13 protein-coding genes and 1 tRNA gene are annotated in these 16,773 nt (G+C 42.2%); 5 read left to right on the top strand and 9 right to left on the bottom strand.

From position 1 onward, the window contains the following. Window positions 1-78: 78 nt before the first annotated feature. The 3 genes from HC643_RS14905 to nth form a co-directional block, all read right to left on the bottom strand. Window positions 79-558: a hypothetical protein gene (locus tag HC643_RS14905; RefSeq protein ID WP_038074655.1), complete on the bottom strand. Its 480-nt coding sequence runs from the start codon at window positions 556-558 to the stop codon at window positions 79-81. Window positions 559-622: 64 nt separating this feature from the next. Then, entirely contained in the window at window positions 623-1,297 is a 675-nt protein-coding gene (ung, locus tag HC643_RS14900; RefSeq protein ID WP_038074657.1) for a uracil-DNA glycosylase, read from the bottom strand. A gap of 24 nt (window positions 1,298-1,321) precedes the next feature. Then, the gene (gene nth, locus HC643_RS14895) at window positions 1,322-1,972 is read right to left on the bottom strand and encodes an endonuclease III (protein WP_038074845.1); all 651 of its coding nucleotides are present in this window, start codon (window positions 1,970-1,972) and stop codon (window positions 1,322-1,324) included. 186 nt (window positions 1,973-2,158) lie between these two features. On the opposite strand from nth, the gene HC643_RS14890 reads away from it, so the two are divergent. After that, the gene (locus tag HC643_RS14890) at window positions 2,159-4,939 is read left to right on the top strand and encodes a M16 family metallopeptidase (RefSeq protein ID WP_038074846.1); all 2,781 of its coding nucleotides are present in this window, start codon (window positions 2,159-2,161) and stop codon (window positions 4,937-4,939) included. A gap of 229 nt (window positions 4,940-5,168) precedes the next feature. Here the strand turns inward: HC643_RS14890 and HC643_RS14885 are convergent. Next, window positions 5,169-5,241, bottom strand: a tRNA-Arg gene (locus HC643_RS14885). A gap of 298 nt (window positions 5,242-5,539) precedes the next feature. Between HC643_RS14885 and HC643_RS14880 the strand changes: the two genes are divergently transcribed. The 4 genes from HC643_RS14880 to cutA all read left to right on the top strand — a co-directional run bounded on the left by HC643_RS14880 (window position 5,540) and on the right by cutA (window position 9,023). Further along, window positions 5,540-6,199, top strand: a complete 660-nt coding sequence (locus tag HC643_RS14880) for an Npun_F0813 family protein (RefSeq protein WP_038074662.1) — start codon at window positions 5,540-5,542, stop codon at window positions 6,197-6,199. Window positions 6,200-6,409: 210 nt separating this feature from the next. After that, complete coding sequence (locus HC643_RS14875) at window positions 6,410-7,294, top strand: hypothetical protein (RefSeq protein WP_038074664.1); 885 nt, start codon at window positions 6,410-6,412, stop codon at window positions 7,292-7,294. Between the two features lie 25 nt (window positions 7,295-7,319). Further along, window positions 7,320-8,429 carry a hypothetical protein gene (locus tag HC643_RS14870; protein ID WP_038074847.1) on the top strand — a complete coding sequence of 370 codons (1,110 nt, stop codon included), beginning with the start codon at window positions 7,320-7,322 and terminating at the stop codon, window positions 8,427-8,429. Between the two features lie 237 nt (window positions 8,430-8,666). Beyond that, window positions 8,667-9,023, top strand: a complete 357-nt coding sequence (gene cutA / locus HC643_RS14865) for a divalent-cation tolerance protein CutA (RefSeq protein ID WP_038074666.1) — start codon at window positions 8,667-8,669, stop codon at window positions 9,021-9,023. A gap of 756 nt (window positions 9,024-9,779) precedes the next feature. On the opposite strand, the gene HC643_RS14860 is transcribed toward cutA, so the two are convergent. The 5 genes from HC643_RS14860 to HC643_RS14840 form a co-directional block, all read right to left on the bottom strand. Further along, window positions 9,780-10,715 (bottom strand): ADP-ribosylglycohydrolase family protein, encoded by a 936-nt coding sequence (locus HC643_RS14860; protein WP_038074669.1) that lies wholly within the window; start codon window positions 10,713-10,715, stop codon window positions 9,780-9,782. A gap of 129 nt (window positions 10,716-10,844) precedes the next feature. Beyond that, window positions 10,845-11,708, bottom strand: coding sequence for a nitrate ABC transporter ATP-binding protein (locus HC643_RS14855; RefSeq protein WP_038074671.1), 864 nt, complete (start codon window positions 11,706-11,708; stop codon window positions 10,845-10,847). Window positions 11,709-11,744: 36 nt separating this feature from the next. Beyond that, entirely contained in the window at window positions 11,745-13,751 is a 2,007-nt protein-coding gene (locus tag HC643_RS14850; protein ID WP_050045803.1) for an ABC transporter ATP-binding/substrate-binding protein, read from the bottom strand. A gap of 113 nt (window positions 13,752-13,864) precedes the next feature. After that, the gene (gene ntrB, locus HC643_RS14845; protein WP_038074673.1) at window positions 13,865-14,701 is read right to left on the bottom strand and encodes a nitrate ABC transporter permease; all 837 of its coding nucleotides are present in this window, start codon (window positions 14,699-14,701) and stop codon (window positions 13,865-13,867) included. A gap of 77 nt (window positions 14,702-14,778) precedes the next feature. Further along, window positions 14,779-16,140, bottom strand: a complete 1,362-nt coding sequence (locus tag HC643_RS14840; RefSeq protein ID WP_038074676.1) for a CmpA/NrtA family ABC transporter substrate-binding protein — start codon at window positions 16,138-16,140, stop codon at window positions 14,779-14,781. Between the last annotated feature and the right edge of the window lie 633 nt (window positions 16,141-16,773).

Raw genomic sequence — 16,773 nt, 5'->3', positions numbered from 1 at the left:
TAGCACGCTTACTTACTCACCGCAAATTTCAAGGGGTAATTTACAGTGAAAAAGAGCCCATTATAAATTATTGAAATTTTACCTTGTTTTCTCTTCAATAGCTCTAACGACTTGTTGCGTCCAGTTTGGATCTTGAGGATGAACGATAATAACATCAAAACCATGCTTTAGACCTTCAAGGCGAACACCTTCAGAATCATCGATATGAACATCTATGCCAAAATTACAGGGATATTTACTGGGTGCATATTTGTTTTTCCAAGGTAAATTGGGGTTATTTCTAACCAATCGCTCGTGTTTGTACCCGTTGATAACATTATCAATGCGAATTCCATAAAATAGAAACAAACACTTTAAATAACAAGTACGGCGATAAGATGTAGTGTAAATCCAAAGGCTGTGATTTTGTTTTTGAAGTTGCTGTAATAGCGATCGCGTGCCCAAACGTAAAGATTCGCGAAATAAGGGTTGCAACCAGAAAGGAACGCAATTTGGTTCTAATGGTAAGAAAGGCTCGTCACAAATTAGAGTGTCATCTAAATCAAAAGAAATACGCATGGATAAAAAAACACGAGAAGCGCTGTCCAGTCATTTTCCAGCGCTTTTAATTTAAGATTCACATTTAAAGATCGGGAATTTGCCAATCAATCTCTGGTTTGCCAAAAGAGCGTAAAGCTGAATTAATAGAGGAGAAAGCTTTACTACCAAAAAATCCGTTACGTGCAGATAGGGGTGAAGGGTGTGCAGATTGCACAACAATATGCCGATTGGTATCGATTAACTTTAATTTCTTTTGTGCGTAACCACCCCACAACACAAAAACCACAGGATCTGTCTTTTGATTCACCTTGGTAATAACAGCATCTGTAAAAGTTTCCCAACCTTTGTTTTTGTGGGAATTGGGAGTATGGGCGCGTACAGTTAAGACTGCGTTTAACATCAAAATTCCTTGTTTAGCCCATGTTACGAGATATCCATTATTGGGAATATTAAAACCAACATCATCTTTAAGTTCTTTATAAATATTAACTAACGATGGTGGAGGCTTAATACCCGGTCTAACAGAAAAGCACAATCCATGCGCTTGATTGTCATCATGATAGGGGTCTTGTCCCAACAAGAGAACATTCACTTGGTCGTATGGCGTGAGTTCAAAAGCTGAAAAGACATCTTCTTCAGGAGGATAAATTGAGTAAGTTTGTCTTTCCTCTTTCAGGAAATCTTGAAGTTTTTGAAAGTAAGGTTTATTAAATTCTTCAGCAAGTACAGTTTGCCAAGACGTAGGAAGTTGTGTCATTTGTCGATTGTTAGCTGTTAGTTGTTAGTTGTCAGTAGTCGTTACACCAATTTTTTCACACACATTTTTTAGAACGCACTCCGAGCATTTTGGTTTTTTTGCCGTACAGGTGTAACGACCGTGAAGAACGACAGCAGGTCCCCAAAAAGTCCATTCTTCTTGAGGAACAAGTAACATCAATTCTTGCTCTATCGTTTCTGGAGTTTTACGTTTTGTTAAGCCCATACGTTGGCTAACACGAGCGACATGGGTATCAACAATAATTCCAGAAGGCATATTAAAAGCCGTGTTGAGGACGACATTGGCTGTTTTGCGAGCCACTCCAGGTAACGTCACCAGTTCATCCATTGTTTTGGGAACCTCTCCCCCATATCTCTCAACTAAGTCTTGACACATACTTTTGACAGTTTTTGCCTTATTGCGGTAGAAACCAGTTGGTTTGAGGTCTTCTTCTAGTTCTAAAATATCGACTTCAGCATAAGCCTGCGCTGTGGGATATTTAGGAAATAAGGTTTTAGTGACCTTGTTAACGCGTTCATCAGTACACTGTGCTGCGAGAATCGTTGCAACAAGGAGTTGAAGGGGAGTTTCCCAATCAAGCTCGTACTTGGCATTGGGATAGGCTTGTTTGAGATTATTAAGAATTGTTTGAACGTTTTGAGTACTGGTGGGCATAAAAATTAATGTTATTAATTTGACTATTCTTTGCCCGTTATACCTCTTTACACAAAATTTGGCAAAGTAGGGAAAACCACATAGACTCATTTTCATTAATACCGTGTTGACAACTTTTCCGAACGCGGTTGCAGTTTCTAAATAACATTAAAGTTATATGTGCTGTTTACGCTTGTACTGACTGCTATGTCTTTTCTTGCCAAGATACGTCCATCGATTCTTATTCTCTCGATCCTCATTCTGAGTGGAATGCTGTGGGTCAGAGATTTTTCCGTTGCAGCCCTCCAACCAGAAGTTACGCCTGTTGCTGGTCTTTCACTCACCCAAGGAGTGCGAAAAACGGTTTTGGAGAATGGTTTAACAGTACTCACTAAGGAAGTTCATACAGCGCCTGTGGTGAGCGTACAAGTATGGTATCGAGTTGGTTCGCGCAACGAGCAAGCAGGAGAAAACGGTATTTCTCACCAACTAGAACATTTAATGTTTAAAGGCACTACTGACCGTCCGGTACAGTTTGGTCGTTTGTTGAGTGCTTTGGGTAGCCAGTTTAATGCTTTTACCAGTTATGATGAAACAGCTTATTTTAGTACAGTACAGCAAGATAAACTGGATGCACTGCTGACTCTAGAAGCAGACCGTATGGAAAGCGCATTGATTCAAGCCGACCAGCTGACAAGCGAGAAACGCGTTGTTATTTCAGAGTTGCAGGGTTATGAAAATTCGCCAGGGTATCGTCTCAGTCGTGCTGTCATGCGAGCAGCGTTTCCGAAACGGGCTTACGGTTTACCTGTTGGGGGTACGAAAGCAGATGTAGAACAATTTACATTAGAGCAAGTTCGCAACTACTACCAAACGTACTACAGCCCTGACAATGCAACATTAGTGGTGACTGGAGATTTTGACACTCAAGCGGTTCTCAAATCCATTCAACAAAGCTTTGGAAAACTACCGAAACGAGGACAAGGAGAAACCGGGACACGGGGACACAGAGAATTGGTTCCATCTTCTCCTCGCCCTATCTCCCCTTCTTCTCGGTCACCAATTGTCCTCAAAGAACCGGGTAGTGCAGCACTGTTACAAGCTGTCTATCCTTTGCCTGATGCCAACCATCCAGATGTCGCTGCTATCGATGTGATGGATGCCATCTTGACTGGGGGACGCAGTTCTAGACTTTACCAAGCTTTAGTGGAATCGGGTCTGGCTAGTTCTGTAAGTGCAAGCCCTGCAGAACTCCTTGAACCTGGTTGGTACGAAATTAACGTTACAGCAGTTCCAGGTCAACAACTCTCTAAAATTTCTCAAGTTCTGCAACAGTCTTTAACAGAACTTCAACAAAAACAGGTTGCTAGCGATGAGTTGAACCGCGCAAAAACACAACTCCAAGCTTCTTTTGTTCTAAACAACCAAGACATTACCAGCCTAGCAACTCAATTAGGATACAGCCAAACTGTTTCGGGTGATTATCTTTACATCAAGCGGTATCTTGAGGCAATAGGCAAAGTTTCAGCAGCAGATGTACAGCGAGCCGCAAAAACTTATTTGAATCCGGCTCAACAAACTATCGGCTTTTTTGAACCAACTGTTCGTGATGCTAAATCAGGAGAAAAGAGTGCTAGTTCCGGGCGCACTGTAGAGAACTTCAGCCCTGGTAAACCTGTAGATCCAGCTGAATTGGCTAAATACCTTCCTGCAGCTAAAGCAACTCGTGTTTCTACAAAGCAACCGCTACCAGAACAATTTATCTTCAAAAACGGTTTGCAAGTTCTCTTACTTCCCGATCGCAGTGTTCCTACAGTTAACCTTAGCGGACAAATTCTAGCAGGTAGCGTATTTGATACCGATCGAAAAGCAGGATTGGCTAATCTGGTTGCTGCTAACCTCATGAATGGAACCCAAACCAAAGATGCTTTAACTCTGGCAAAAACTTTGGAAGATCGGGGCGCTAGTTTGGGATTTCAGGCGAATCGTGAGGGGGTTAGTATTAGCGGCAATGGTTTATCTGCTAATTTGTCGATCTTACTTGATACATTGGCAGATGTCGTGCAAAATGCTAATTTTCCCAACGCTCAGCTTGAACTTAGCCGACAGCGATCGCTGACCAGTTTAAAAGTACAGTTAGACGATCCTCGTGGGTTGGGAAGACGGGTATTTCAACAAGCGATTTATCCAGAAAATCACCCTTTTCATAGTTTTCCTACAGAGCAGAGCTTGAAAAGTATTACTCGTGACGATCTTGTGCGCTTTTACCAAGAACACTACCGTCCGGACACAATGACTGTTGCTCTAGTTGGTGATTTTGAACCAAGTCAAGTCAAAGTTTTGCTCAAGAAAGCTTTTGGTGAATGGAAGGCTGAGGGTAACCCACCAGCGCTCAATCTAGCTTCAGTCTCTTTACCCCAGAATACGACACAGCTAAATCCGGTGATTCCGGGTAAGGCAGAAGATGTCACTTACATTGGCTACAACAGTATATCTCGGAAAGACCCGCGTTATTATACTGCTTTAGTACTGAATGAAATTTTAGGTGGCGATACTTTATCCAGCCGATTGGGTACTGAAGTCCGCGATCGCCAAGGTCTTACCTACGGTATTTACAGTGTTTTTGCTGCAGGTATTAATCCCGGTCCGTTTTTAATCCAAATGCAAACGGCTCCGGGAGACACTCGCAAAGCAATAGCTAGCACTGTGGCTTTACTTAAGCAATTGCGAGACCAGGGAATCACCGAAGCTGAGTTAAACGCTGCAAAGCGCTCAATTACCAACAGTTACCCTGTAGAATTGGCAAATCCAAGTAACGTAGCGGATGTAATTTTAGGTAATGCTATTTACGGTTTGTCTCCAGCAGAAATCCGGGAATATCCCAAGCGCATTGAAGCAGTGACTATCGCTCAAGTGCAACAGGTTATTCAGGAATTAATTCATCCAGATAAATTGGTCATCGTTACTGCAGGACCGGGAGCGCAGTAATTCGTAATTCGTAATTTGTAATTCATAGTGATTATGAATTACGAATTATTCGGTGACTGGCTGCTGCTAAAAATTTTTACGTAAATGCTTCGATCTGTACGCAGTAACTTCGCAGTAGCTTTTCGACACCGTAAGCTTTGCACTTAGTATAATGTAACTAACTAAACCCCCAACACCAGTAATTATTCTATCCCGGTTACTCTCTTTGTGAGGTTTTACTTGGTTTAAACGGGTGCGGCAGGATTTGAACCTGCGACTCGCTGCTTAGAAGGCAGCTACTCTATCCCCTGAGTTACGCACCCAAACTGTTAACAAACAAAACGATTATAACATATATAAACACAAAAATGACAAACCTTTGCGTAAAGCAAATTAAAATTATTGCAGATTTCACATCGTCAAGGCTAAGATCCAAGGCGCTAGATATTATATGTACACTCACAACCCTGCATATGGATTATTTGTTTATGCCGATTTGCCCTTGAGTTTGTCTTGGCAAGCTCTAAAAACTGCGTACAAGGCTGCATCATTTGCCATGCAGCTAGCGTGCGCTGATTTGTCCCATGTATAAAAGCCCCGGTAAGGTTATTTGCCAGTGTCATGTTTATTTTGAAACGGCAGGATGTAGAAATATCTACCATTCAGCACCCAAAGCGAGAACAGCAGGTGCCAATCCTCTATTATCAGGGGCAAACCTTTCGGTTAATCAGTGTCTTCAAAGCCAGTCAAGAAGAAGAGGCTAAAGCTTTGTGGAGAGATTTAACCGATAACCGAGGCAAAGCCTGCGTTCTACTAGAGGAACCCGATCGCTACAGCGTTTGGGGTAAAGTTCGTGTAGACCAGATAGGTAGTGACACGGGAAGTAGTAGCAAGATGGACATTTTTACTCTTGCCAGTCTGCTGCTGCTGCAATCTGTGTTTATTGATATAGAAGACTTTTTAGGTTCAAAACAAGCAACATTATTTCAAAAAAGTGTTGCCGAAGTCATGCAGCAATGGCAGTTTCCTCTGGTATCGTCACCAGAAGCTGTTAAAAACCTGCTGACTATGGACTTACAAGAGCTAGCCCAAGTGCCGAGTTGGCAAGAACATCACGTTATTACGTTCTTGCAAGAATTGCATCGATTGGCAAAAGCATCTTTTGGCAATACTAATTTTGCCCATCAAGTGGGCGAAAGATTGCAAGAGATGCCAGAAGGCGAGCGATCGCTTTTTATCAGTTGGCTAAATCAATCTCCCTTGAGTAAACTGTGGCATTAACTGACAGCAGTTTTTAAGTATCTTAAATTGACCAGTTATGTATCTGGTAAGAGACCCCAAACCCATTTATGGAAAACAACAGATAATTCACGTTTCAAATCCCCAATTTTGAAATACGAGAATTTATCGGTCACCGAGCCCCGATCGCTGGTCAGTGTTATGTTAATCAGCCACAAAAACTGCTAGAGTGCATTTATACTGTAAAGTTCTATGAGTAGCGCTTACAACAAAACCCACCGAAATAAATCCATGTTCTCCACCCAGAACATTGTCTTGGCAAGTATGGGCTGGGGTGTACTTGCACTGTTATACTTTATGTTATTCAGTGCCAGAATTCCAGACACAGATGGCATAGAAAAACGTGCGGAGTGGTATGTAATAGGTACAAATATTTTTGAAGCAATGGCTTACTTAGGTGCTGGTATCTTATGTTTGAGAAATTGGCGCAGCCCGCAAATCGTCAGCGGTCGAAATGTTTGGCTGTCCATCGGCATCGGTATGCTTTCTTATTTCCTTGGAGGGATAATTTTTGGGTATACAGAAATAGCCTTAGGACAAGAACCAATTCTTTCTTTGGCTGATGTATTCTTTGTCGCAACTTACGTGTTGCTCGGTGTGGGTATGATCCTGGCAGTGGCTTCTAGAAGGCTGAATCTCGATAAATGGCAATGGGCAATCGTGCTAGCGATCGCAATACTTGGTAGCGCATTAGCATGGCTAATTTCGAGTCCACCACCACAAGAAGCAGCCAAAGCAGCCATCCCAACATGGGAAGAAAATGCGGCAGCAATTTTAAACTGGTTTTATATCGTTAGCGATGTATTACTATTAGTAATTGCGTCCACTCTACTGCTAGCCTTTTGGGGGGGAAGAGTTTCCCTATCTTGGCGAATGATAGCAGCAGCAGCGTTTTCGCTGTATGTAGCCGATATGTGGTTTAAATATGCCACAAATTGGATTCCAAATTATCAAAGTGGAGAGATACTTGAGGTATTTTGGGTTTGGAGCGGAGTTTTATTTGGCTTGGGCGCTGTTTTAGAACATGACGCATCAATAAACCGTTCGCGGCGTGCAGGCGGAAGAAAAAGAACTTAGATTAAGGAATGGCTGGTGTCCTACCGTGAGAAAACTAACAGAATCAGACAAAAAAGAAATTCTAAAGTTATATCGTGAAACTGCTGAAACAACCTCAACTTTGGCAGAGCGCTACGACGTAAGTAATTCTACGATTAGCCGCTTGTTAAAAAGCACTTTGCCTGAAGATGAGTACGAGTATCTTGTTTCTTTGAAACGTGCTGCTAGAACTCCTGAAGGCAGGGCACAAGTTAGCTATGACAATCTGCCCGTGTTTGCTAACGAACAAGAAGAAACCGAGGAAGAACCGCTAGCAACTCCCGTTATTGCTCAGAAAGTGGTCGAGGTTCAACCACAAGAAGAACCAGAGACAGAGAAAAAACCCAAACCTCGGAAAGTTATTGACCCAGCACTTACCAAGAACAAACGCGAATCTCAGAAAGTGGTTGAGCCAACACCCACTAAGAGCAAACGCGAATCTCAGAAAGTGGTTGAGCCAGTATCTACTAAAACCAGACGAGTGAAGCGCCGCTCCTCAACATCGGAAGACGAGCAAGAGCAACTTAGTTTACCAGTTATCGAGGAACCAATTGCCGAACAATTGGAATTGCTAGAAGAAAAATCACCCGAAATCACAAACATTCCCAGTCCATTAGGAGAAAACACGCATCCGGAAACCAACGTGATAGCAGAAATGTTTGGTGAGGACTTGCTAGACGAGTCAGACGATTTGGATGATTTAGACGATGATGAGGATGAATATGACGATGATGATGAGGATGAAGATTTTGAAGAAAGACCAAGGCTAGTAGCAAGAACAAGTAAGAGTGATTCGGTTCGAGTTTTACCATTGTCAGCCGCAGCTTTGCCAAAAACGTGCTATCTCGTCATAGACCGTTCCTCAGAATTAATTACCCGACCGCTAAGGGATTTTGGAGATTTAGGACAAATTCCCAATTTGGAAACCCAGCAAAGAACTCTACCCGTGTTTGATAACCACCGAGTAGCCAAACGCTTTTCTACCAAACGCGATCGCGTGATTAAAATCCCTGACAGCAAAATGTTGCACAAAGCTCGCTATCACTTGCATGCCAAAGGAATTACTCGACTGTTAATTGATGGTCAAGTTTATTCTTTGTCATCGACTACGGTTTAGTTAATGGTTAGTCGTTAGTTGTTCGTAGGGGCGCAAGACCACCGCGCCCGTACAGAGTTAGTAGGTTGGGGAGCCACTCATGTGCCCAGAGCCGTGCGTTGCGGGGGTTCCCCCCGTTGAAGCAACTGCTCTGGGTTCCCCCCGTTGAGTGACGTGGCGTTTGAGGAACGAAACCCAACATTTACAGGCATTTGTTAAGTAGAACAATTAGCCATTAGCCATTAGCAATTTTCATTTATGAATAAATCAGTTAAATACGGTGTAGTGTTAGTAACAGCTTCTTCAATAGAAGAGGCAGAAACAATAGCAAATGCCCTCGTAGAGGCTAAGCTAGCTGCTTGCGTTAGCATCATGCCAATCCACTCTATTTACACTTGGCAAGGACAAAAACACAAAGAGCAAGAATGGCAGTTACTAATTAAAACTGATTTGGCACATTTTCCCGCCTTAGAAGAAAAAATTCGCGAACTGCACTCCTATGAAGTTCCAGAAATTATTGCCCTACCTGTAGTAGCTGGTTCTCAGCCTTACCTTCAGTGGATTTCCGAGCAAGTAGAGTCAACTACCTACACTGACACCGTAAGTACAGTGTAGGCTTGCAAGAATCAGCTTGTGACTAAGAGATGACTAGCCTAGTAGCCATTGCCTGATACGTACTTCCAGATATTTCCCTAGTCTGGATTATTTACAAACTACCTGATTAAGGGCGGTACTATCACACCATTTGGATTTCGTTCTGGGGATTTGGTTAAAGCTCAGAAAACTGGAAAGACTTATATAGGTTGGATTGGTGGTTACACTCAAACTACCAAAACTAAGAACGTTTCAATTTATGACCACAACTGGCATAGGCTTGGACAATTCAGTCCATCAAAAGTGCAATTAATTAAACGGAGCGCGAGGTTATGCGTAGCAGTCTAAGAAATTGCTTGATTTGTCGCTGTCCACCTTCCTAAGATTGCCTACGGCAAGAATTGGCAAGCAGCGCGTTGGGCGGCTCCGCCGACTTGTAGCGACTGCTAGCCCGAAGGGTCGGAGGACGCAACAAAGGGTGCCCGTAATTCCTCCCGACACCGAATCAAAGATTACGGTGTGGGACTCCTTACGGATTTTGTTGATAGCTGCTGTACTTTTAATTACTGCTGTCCCGTCTGAAGATTATCTAATTTAAATGAACCGCACTCGTCGCAAAAGACACGAAGAAAGAAAAGAAGAAAATTGGTGTATCGCAATATTTCGATTAAGAAACCGCAGAGTCGCAGAGAACGCAGAGGAGAATGCGAGGAGAAGAAAGGTAATCTTATAGCTAGAAGTAAATAGCGTACAGAATTATTTTATTCTTTTGGCAGTTTAGTAACCAAGAACTGCTGCTAAACGAGCTGCCAAATCAATAATGTCGTCTTTCCGAGCAATTTGTTCAATCCATTCTTCTGGAATATTTTCTATTCCATAGTAAATGCCTGCCAATCCTCCTGTAACAGCAGCAGTTGTATCTGTATCTCCGCCTAAATTAACAGCTTTTAAAACTGCTTCAGCATAAGATGAGCTATTCAGCAAACACCAAAGCGATGCTTCTAAAGTATCGATGACATACCCACCTGAATTAATACTCTCTTCTGATAACTGAGCAATATCACCACTCATCACTCTGGCAAAATGGGATATTTCTGAAGCGTACTTAGCATCTGAGTAAATACCTTCTATGTTTTTTAATCCTTGTTGATAAGCTGTGCTTGGGTCAGATCCTTTTAAAAGAGCAACTGCAATACTGATATAAATACCGCAAGCCACTTGCGATCTAAGATGAGCGTGCGTGATGCAAGAAATTTGCTGTGCCCGAGAAATTAGTTCTGAGAAAGTTAATATTTTATGACAATAAGCTATAGGTAAGATTCTCATTAGGGAGCCATTACCATTGCTTTTTTCACTCTTCTCTCCTGCTTTTAAAGGCGGCGCTCCTTGTTTTATATTTGTGAGAGCAAGAAATGTTGTATTGCCTATATCAAAAACTTCTCCACTTGCTGTCCAGTGATTGTTGTTATACCAACGCCAAAATGACTGAGCGATCGCATCAAGTGAAAACCCATCGCAAAGACATTCAGCTAAGCAAAAGGTCAGCGAACTATCATCAGACCAGGTGCCTGGTGGCACATCCCAAGTTCCGTAACCCTGCATTGAAGTAACGGGCGAGTGCGATCGTTCTGCACGGCTTGTAAATTCTACGGGAACACCTAAAGCATCCCCCACACATACTCCTATGAGCCCGGATAAAACTTTTGAAGTCATTGACGCGATCTAAAATTTCTGTTTTTCTTTTTTGTAGCAAATAAAAAATAAAAGAGGTGGACATTGCCCACCTGACAAAAATATTTTTGTTGACATTTTGTAGTATTAGCAGGATGCTCGTACTACTTATTACTCATCATGAGCAAAACGACGGAAGAGGTAATCAAGAGCGTAGTTGCGAAGTTGATAGTATTTCGGATCTTCCATAATGCGGGCGCGATCGCGTGGACGGGGGAAAGGAATATTTAAGATTTCACCGATATTTGCCGCAGGTCCATTTGTCATCATAATTAAGCGGTCTGCAAGAAACAGCGCTTCATCAATATCGTGAGTAATCATCAATACCGTGCATCGCCGCTCGTTCCAAATTTTCAGCAATTCTTCTTGTAATTCCTCTTTAGTAATAGCGTCCAAAGCTCCGAATGGCTCGTCTAATATCAGGACTTGAGGACGAATTGCCAAAGCTCGAGCGATCGCAACCCGTTGTTTCATACCCCCAGAGAGCTGGGTTGGTTTTTTGTCAGCCGCTTCTGTCAGTCCTACTAGGGCTAGATGTTCTCGTACCATGGCTGACTTCTGTGCCTTTGGCTTGTTGGGAAAAACAGCGTTAAGAGCCAGATAAATATTTTCAAACGCCGTCAACCAGGGTAACAAAGCATAGTTTTGGAAAACCATCATTCGATCGGGTCCTGGCTGAGTGATGGGGTTGGAGTTGAGCAACACCGAACCAGCAGTAGGTTTCGTAAAACCTGCCACCATATTCAGTAAAGTTGATTTACCACACCCTGAGTGTCCTATTACACAAATAAACTCCCCTTGATTAACTGTGAGATTAACATCGTCTAGGACTACGAAGGGACCTTTTGGTGTGGGATAAACTTTAGAAACGTTTTCCATCACCAAGAAAGGTTGGGGACGGGTGGGAATAGCTAAAGGCTGAGACTGTTGGGAGGTTTTGGGGGCTTCGTTGGAAACAAATCTACGCTCGTACATTGTTTTTTAATTTTGATTGTGGATTGTTAAGAATTATTAAGCTGCGACAAAGGTGGAACGTGAGTCGATAGCTACTTCTGCAACAGAAACATTGCGTTTGATTTCGAGACTGTTGAGATAAGTAATAGGATCGTCAGCATTAAATTCAACGCCATCAAACAACTGGATAGGACCGCGATGGTATTTAATATCAAGCAAACCTAATTCTCGGGCTGCTGTACTGAACACGCTAACGCGACAAACTCTTTCCAAAATTTCCATCCAGTTGCGGGGGAAGGGAATATCATCCCAACGCGCCATTTGAGTCATCATCCATAAATGTTCGGTACGGCTGGGACGATTGACTCCATCACCAAAGAACAAGTGGTGGGCGTACTCTCGCATTGGTTGTTCGAGGTTGCAAACCACAGAGTTTGGATCGCCAAGCTGGATATAATCTTCGTTAGTGCTAATGTACTCGCGAGCTGCTAAGATCTGACGAATTTCTGGGAAGTTCTTTTCATCAGCACAGTACCGACAAGCTTCCAACAAAGCTTTAACTAAGGCGATATGAGTATTTGGATATTTGTTTGCCCAATCCTCGCGGACCCCCAAAACTTTGCCTGGATGTCCTTGCCAAATTTCTAAATCGGTAGCGATGGTAAAACCAACACCTTCTATTGCAGCACGGAGGTTCCAAGGCTCACCTACGCAGTAACCATCTATACTTCCTGCTTGTAAGTCAGCAACCATTTGTGCTGGCGGAATGGTTTTGAGAGAAACATCTACATCGGGGTCAATGCCTGCTGTTGCTAACCAGTAACGCAGAAGCATATTGTGCATTGACGAAGGATGTACCATTCCTAAAGTATGGTTTTGCTCTGTAGATTCTTGTAATAACTGTTTGAAATCAGCTAAAGTATAAACCCCTTTGTCATAAAAACGTTTATCTAAGGTAATGGCATTGCCATTACGAGTTAATGTAAGTGCGCTAACAACAGGTGTGGGGACATCTCCATGACCACCTACAGTTAACCAAACAGGCATACCAGCTGGCATTTGCGCCGCATCCAAATATCCACCAGCGATTCCATCAGTAATTCCACGCCAGCTAGATTCTCTTACTAAGTTGACTTCATCTAGACCGTACTTTGTAAAGAAGCCCTTTTCTTTTGCAACAGCAAGAGGGGCGCAAGCAGTCAGAGGAAGGAAGCCAATATCTAAGTTAACTTTTTCTAAACCGTGACGGGAAACTGCTGTGGTTTTCCGCGCCCTTAGTTTCTTAATCCGTTTTTGTTGATTGAGGAAGTAAATCATCTCACTCCGCAAGCTGTAGTAGCTCGGATGTTCTACCACCTCCATCCGTTTGCGGGGTCGGGGAATATCAACTTCCAAAATTTGTCCTATTTTGGATTCCGGTCCGTTCGTCAGCATGACAATTCTGTCAGACAACAGCACGGCTTCATCAACATCGTGAGTCACCATAACCGCAGTCACTTCATTTTCTTGACAAATTTGCATCAACTGTTCTTGCAAATTGCCTCTTGTCAGTGCGTCCAATGCTCCAAAAGGTTCATCTAATAGGAGTAATTTGGGACGAATCGCTAAAGCACGAGCGATCGCAACCCGCTGTTTTTGCCCCCCTGACAACATTGCTGGGGCTTTATCAGCGTGAGGACGCAAACCAACCAAATCAATGTGCTTTTCCACAATTTCTTTGCGTTCACCCGCAGATGCGTCCTTCATCACCGCATCGACAGCAAGAGCAATATTTTCCCGTACTGAGCGCCAAGGTAGGAGTGAATAATTTTGAAACACCACCATCCTATCTGGACCGGGTTTTGTAATTTTTTGTCCTTCTAGTGCTACCAAACCATCAGTTGGTAGATCCAAACCCGCAATCATATTGAGTAGGGTAGATTTACCACAACCGGAGTGACCAATGAGAGAAATAAACTCTCCCTTTTTTATTTGAAGGTCAATTCCTTTGAGAGCAATATACTGACCGCCACCGGATAAGGAGAAAACTTTTTCAATTTGGTCTACAGCAACAAAAAAGCTCATTTTTCAATAATCCTTTGTCATTAGTTATTTTTAATCGCTAATTGCTAATTGCTAATAGTTGATGATGAAGTACCACTAGCCATTAGCTATTAGCCACTAGCCATTAGCCACCCTTATCTTTGTTCTTCTGGCAAAATTCTTGACTGCAGCCACAGCATACACTTATCTAGGATTAAACCAATAACACCGATATAAACGAGAGCCAAAATAATTTCACTGACGTTGTTATTTTGATAAGCGTCCCAGATGAAAAAGCCAATTCCGACAATCCCTGACATGATAATTTCTGCTGCAATAATTGCCAACCAAGCCAAACCGATCGCAATTCTCAAACCAGTAAAAATGTAGGGAAGAGCAGCAGGTATCAGGATATTAATGAAATATTCCTTGCGAGAAAGTTGCAGAACTTTAGCGACGTTGTTGTAATCTTGAGGAATTTGCTTAACCCCAACTGCTGTATTGATTAAAATAGGCCAAATTGCTGTGATAAAGATAACGAAGAGAGCCGCAGGTTCATTTTGTCTTAAAGCAGCCAGAGAAATTGGCACCCATGCCAGAGGTGGTACGGTACGGAATAACTGAATCATTGGATCTAAAGCTTTCGATAATGATTGACTCATTCCGAGGGCAATGCCTAAAGTAATACCGATAATCGCCGCTAGCGAATAACCAATCGCAACCCTTTGTAAACTAGCAAGGACTTGCCAAAATAAGCCCTTATCTATACCACCCTTGTCGTAAAAAGGATACAGAATTAGTATCCATGTATCTTGAATGACTTGAATTGGTCCTGGTAGTGTCGCTCCGGGAATCCAAGTAAATAATTGCCACACAACTAGAAAGGCTCCGATCGCAATTGCTGGTGGGATGAGATCGGGAAACTGCTTTTGCAGCCTGGACAACCAGACATTTTGAGCAGTAGCGTTATTGCGTCTTGGTAACGTTACCATTGATTTTCTCCTCTATTTATTGCTTGTTGGTTGTTAGGAGTTAGTGGTTGCTTGTTGCTCCACTAAACTACTGACTGCTAAACACTCACTTTCTTGATCTTTAGGCTCTGTAAGTAAGCTTTGGGATTTTCAGGATCAAATTTGATACCATCAAAAAATTCTTCAACACCACGGGATGTACTGGTGGGAATATCAGCCGCTGCTACACCTAATTCTTTAGCAGCTTCGCGCCACAAGTCTTCGCGATTTACTTTATCTATAAGTGTTTTGGCATTTGTTAATGTATCTACTGGTAGGAAGCCCCAACGCACGCTCTCTGTTAAAAACCAGAGGTCATGGCTCTTGTATGGATAGGAAACGCTACCCTTTTCGTCTTTCCAGTAATACGCCGCCATTTTTTTATCATCAATTGTGCGACCATCACCCGTGTTGTATTTACCCATAAATGGCTCGTCCAAAACGGCTGCAGGGACGTTAAAGTAACTCCTTCCTGCAAGGATTTGAGCTAATTCTTTTCTGTTATCAAAGTTATCGCACCATTGCTGCGCTTCCATGAGACCTTTAAGTAAAGCTTTGGTCGCTTTTGGATTTTTGTCAACCCAATCCCCTCTCATTGCCAAATATTCTTCTGGATGATTTTTCCAAATTTCAGCTGTTAGCGCTGCTAAAAATCCAATCTTATCTGTCACAATTCGGTAAGGCCAGGGGTCGCCAGTACTAAAGGCATCCATTGTTCCTGTCTTCATGTTGGCAACTGTTTGCGCTGCAGGAACTGTTAGGAGTTGAACATCTTTGTCTGGGTCGATACCTGATGCTGCTAACCAGTAGCGGATCCAAAAATCTTGATTGACCGCAGGAAAGGTGTAGGCAGCTTTGAAAGTAGAGTTTGCCGATTTCAGTTGAGCAAAAAATGTTTCCTTTCCAGCAATTTGTACGCCAATGCCTTTGCCCACATGCTTGTTTGCGATCGCAATACCATTGCCTTGAGTATTTAATTGAGCGAGGATATACATCGGAATTTTCTTATTGCCCTTAGTAATGCGGCCTTCAGAAATCAAGTAAGGCATGGGCATCTGCCATTGACCGCCGTCAATTCCGCCTCCTGCTGCTCCAATTTCTACGTTGTCTCTTGCCGAACCCCAGTTTGCCTGTTTGGATAAATCAACATTCGTCATTCCATGTTTGGCAAAGAAACCTTTCTCCTTTGCAACGATGAGAGGTGCTGATTCAATAATTGGAAGATATCCAAGTTTAACTGTTGTAGTTTCTGGCGCATCTCCTGCACTGACATTTGTGGCATTTGTAGCAACAGGTTGTTGTGCTTGATTTGCCGTACCACCAGGCTCAGGAGGATTGCCCAAACATCCTTTTAAGAATACAGAACCAGCAGCAGAAACTCCAGCAGTTAATAAAAATTTGCGTCGAGAAAATTCAGCCATAAACTTTTCCTGTGTCAATTTCAATTAGTTTTAATTGCAGCCATACAGTAGTGGAACAAAGAAATCCCTTGCTCAAAAAAACTATTTATTCGTGATTTGAAACTTAGCTCAAACTCAAGGATGTTAATTATGTGGTTGCATTTCGATTGAATTATCTGTTGTAGATAAACTTATCACCTTTTTCAAACAATTTGTTAATTTTCAATCCTGATTATTAAAAAAATCTTATATCTTTACCATAAGAAAAACCTTACCTAAATGCTTCTCTAGGTCTGAGTAGTCTATTGTATTAATATAAATTAATGACAATCATAGATATTCATTGATGTATCTCTGTCTTCAGAATGATGCCATCGACCTGTATATAAGCATCTATAGGGTTTTTATGATGGAATGTATTAAGTTTTATAAAAAATAAATGACTATACATTATACGATAGACATTAATTGATTTATTTATAAAAGGTATTGATTTGGATCTATGGACAAAACTTAATAAAGCTCAAATCCCTAAATTTTTTAAGCAATTGAGGATCTAGTTTCCCAGCAATACCGTCAATGATTTGGAATTACTATATTTGTTGGAAGCAAAAGAGCATTGATGCCATTGAGAGTTACGTTGTGTTTAAGTTG

This window comes from Tolypothrix bouteillei VB521301 (genome assembly GCF_000760695.4).
Classification (GTDB): domain Bacteria; phylum Cyanobacteriota; class Cyanobacteriia; order Cyanobacteriales; family Nostocaceae; genus Scytonema; species Scytonema bouteillei_A.
The sequence above is the reverse complement of the archived record's forward strand: the minus strand, read 5'-3'. Positions and strand labels throughout refer to the sequence as shown.

Coding starts and splice junctions, on each gene's coding strand:
- HC643_RS14905 (WP_038074655.1), bottom strand. CDS start 558: ATGCGTATTTCTTTTGATTTAGATGACACTCTAATTTGTGACGAGCCT.
- ung (WP_038074657.1), bottom strand. CDS start 1,297: ATGACACAACTTCCTACGTCTTGGCAAACTGTACTTGCTGAAGAATTT.
- nth (WP_038074845.1), bottom strand. CDS start 1,972: ATGCCCACCAGTACTCAAAACGTTCAAACAATTCTTAATAATCTCAAA.
- HC643_RS14890 (WP_038074846.1), top strand. CDS start 2,159: ATGTCTTTTCTTGCCAAGATACGTCCATCGATTCTTATTCTCTCGATC.
- HC643_RS14880 (WP_038074662.1), top strand. CDS start 5,540: ATGTTTATTTTGAAACGGCAGGATGTAGAAATATCTACCATTCAGCAC.
- HC643_RS14875 (WP_038074664.1), top strand. CDS start 6,410: ATGAGTAGCGCTTACAACAAAACCCACCGAAATAAATCCATGTTCTCC.
- cutA (WP_038074666.1), top strand. CDS start 8,667: ATGAATAAATCAGTTAAATACGGTGTAGTGTTAGTAACAGCTTCTTCA.
- HC643_RS14860 (WP_038074669.1), bottom strand. CDS start 10,715: ATGACTTCAAAAGTTTTATCCGGGCTCATAGGAGTATGTGTGGGGGAT.
- HC643_RS14855 (WP_038074671.1), bottom strand. CDS start 11,708: ATGTACGAGCGTAGATTTGTTTCCAACGAAGCCCCCAAAACCTCCCAA.
- HC643_RS14850 (WP_050045803.1), bottom strand. CDS start 13,751: ATGAGCTTTTTTGTTGCTGTAGACCAAATTGAAAAAGTTTTCTCCTTA.
- ntrB (WP_038074673.1), bottom strand. CDS start 14,701: ATGGTAACGTTACCAAGACGCAATAACGCTACTGCTCAAAATGTCTGG.
- HC643_RS14840 (WP_038074676.1), bottom strand. CDS start 16,140: ATGGCTGAATTTTCTCGACGCAAATTTTTATTAACTGCTGGAGTTTCT.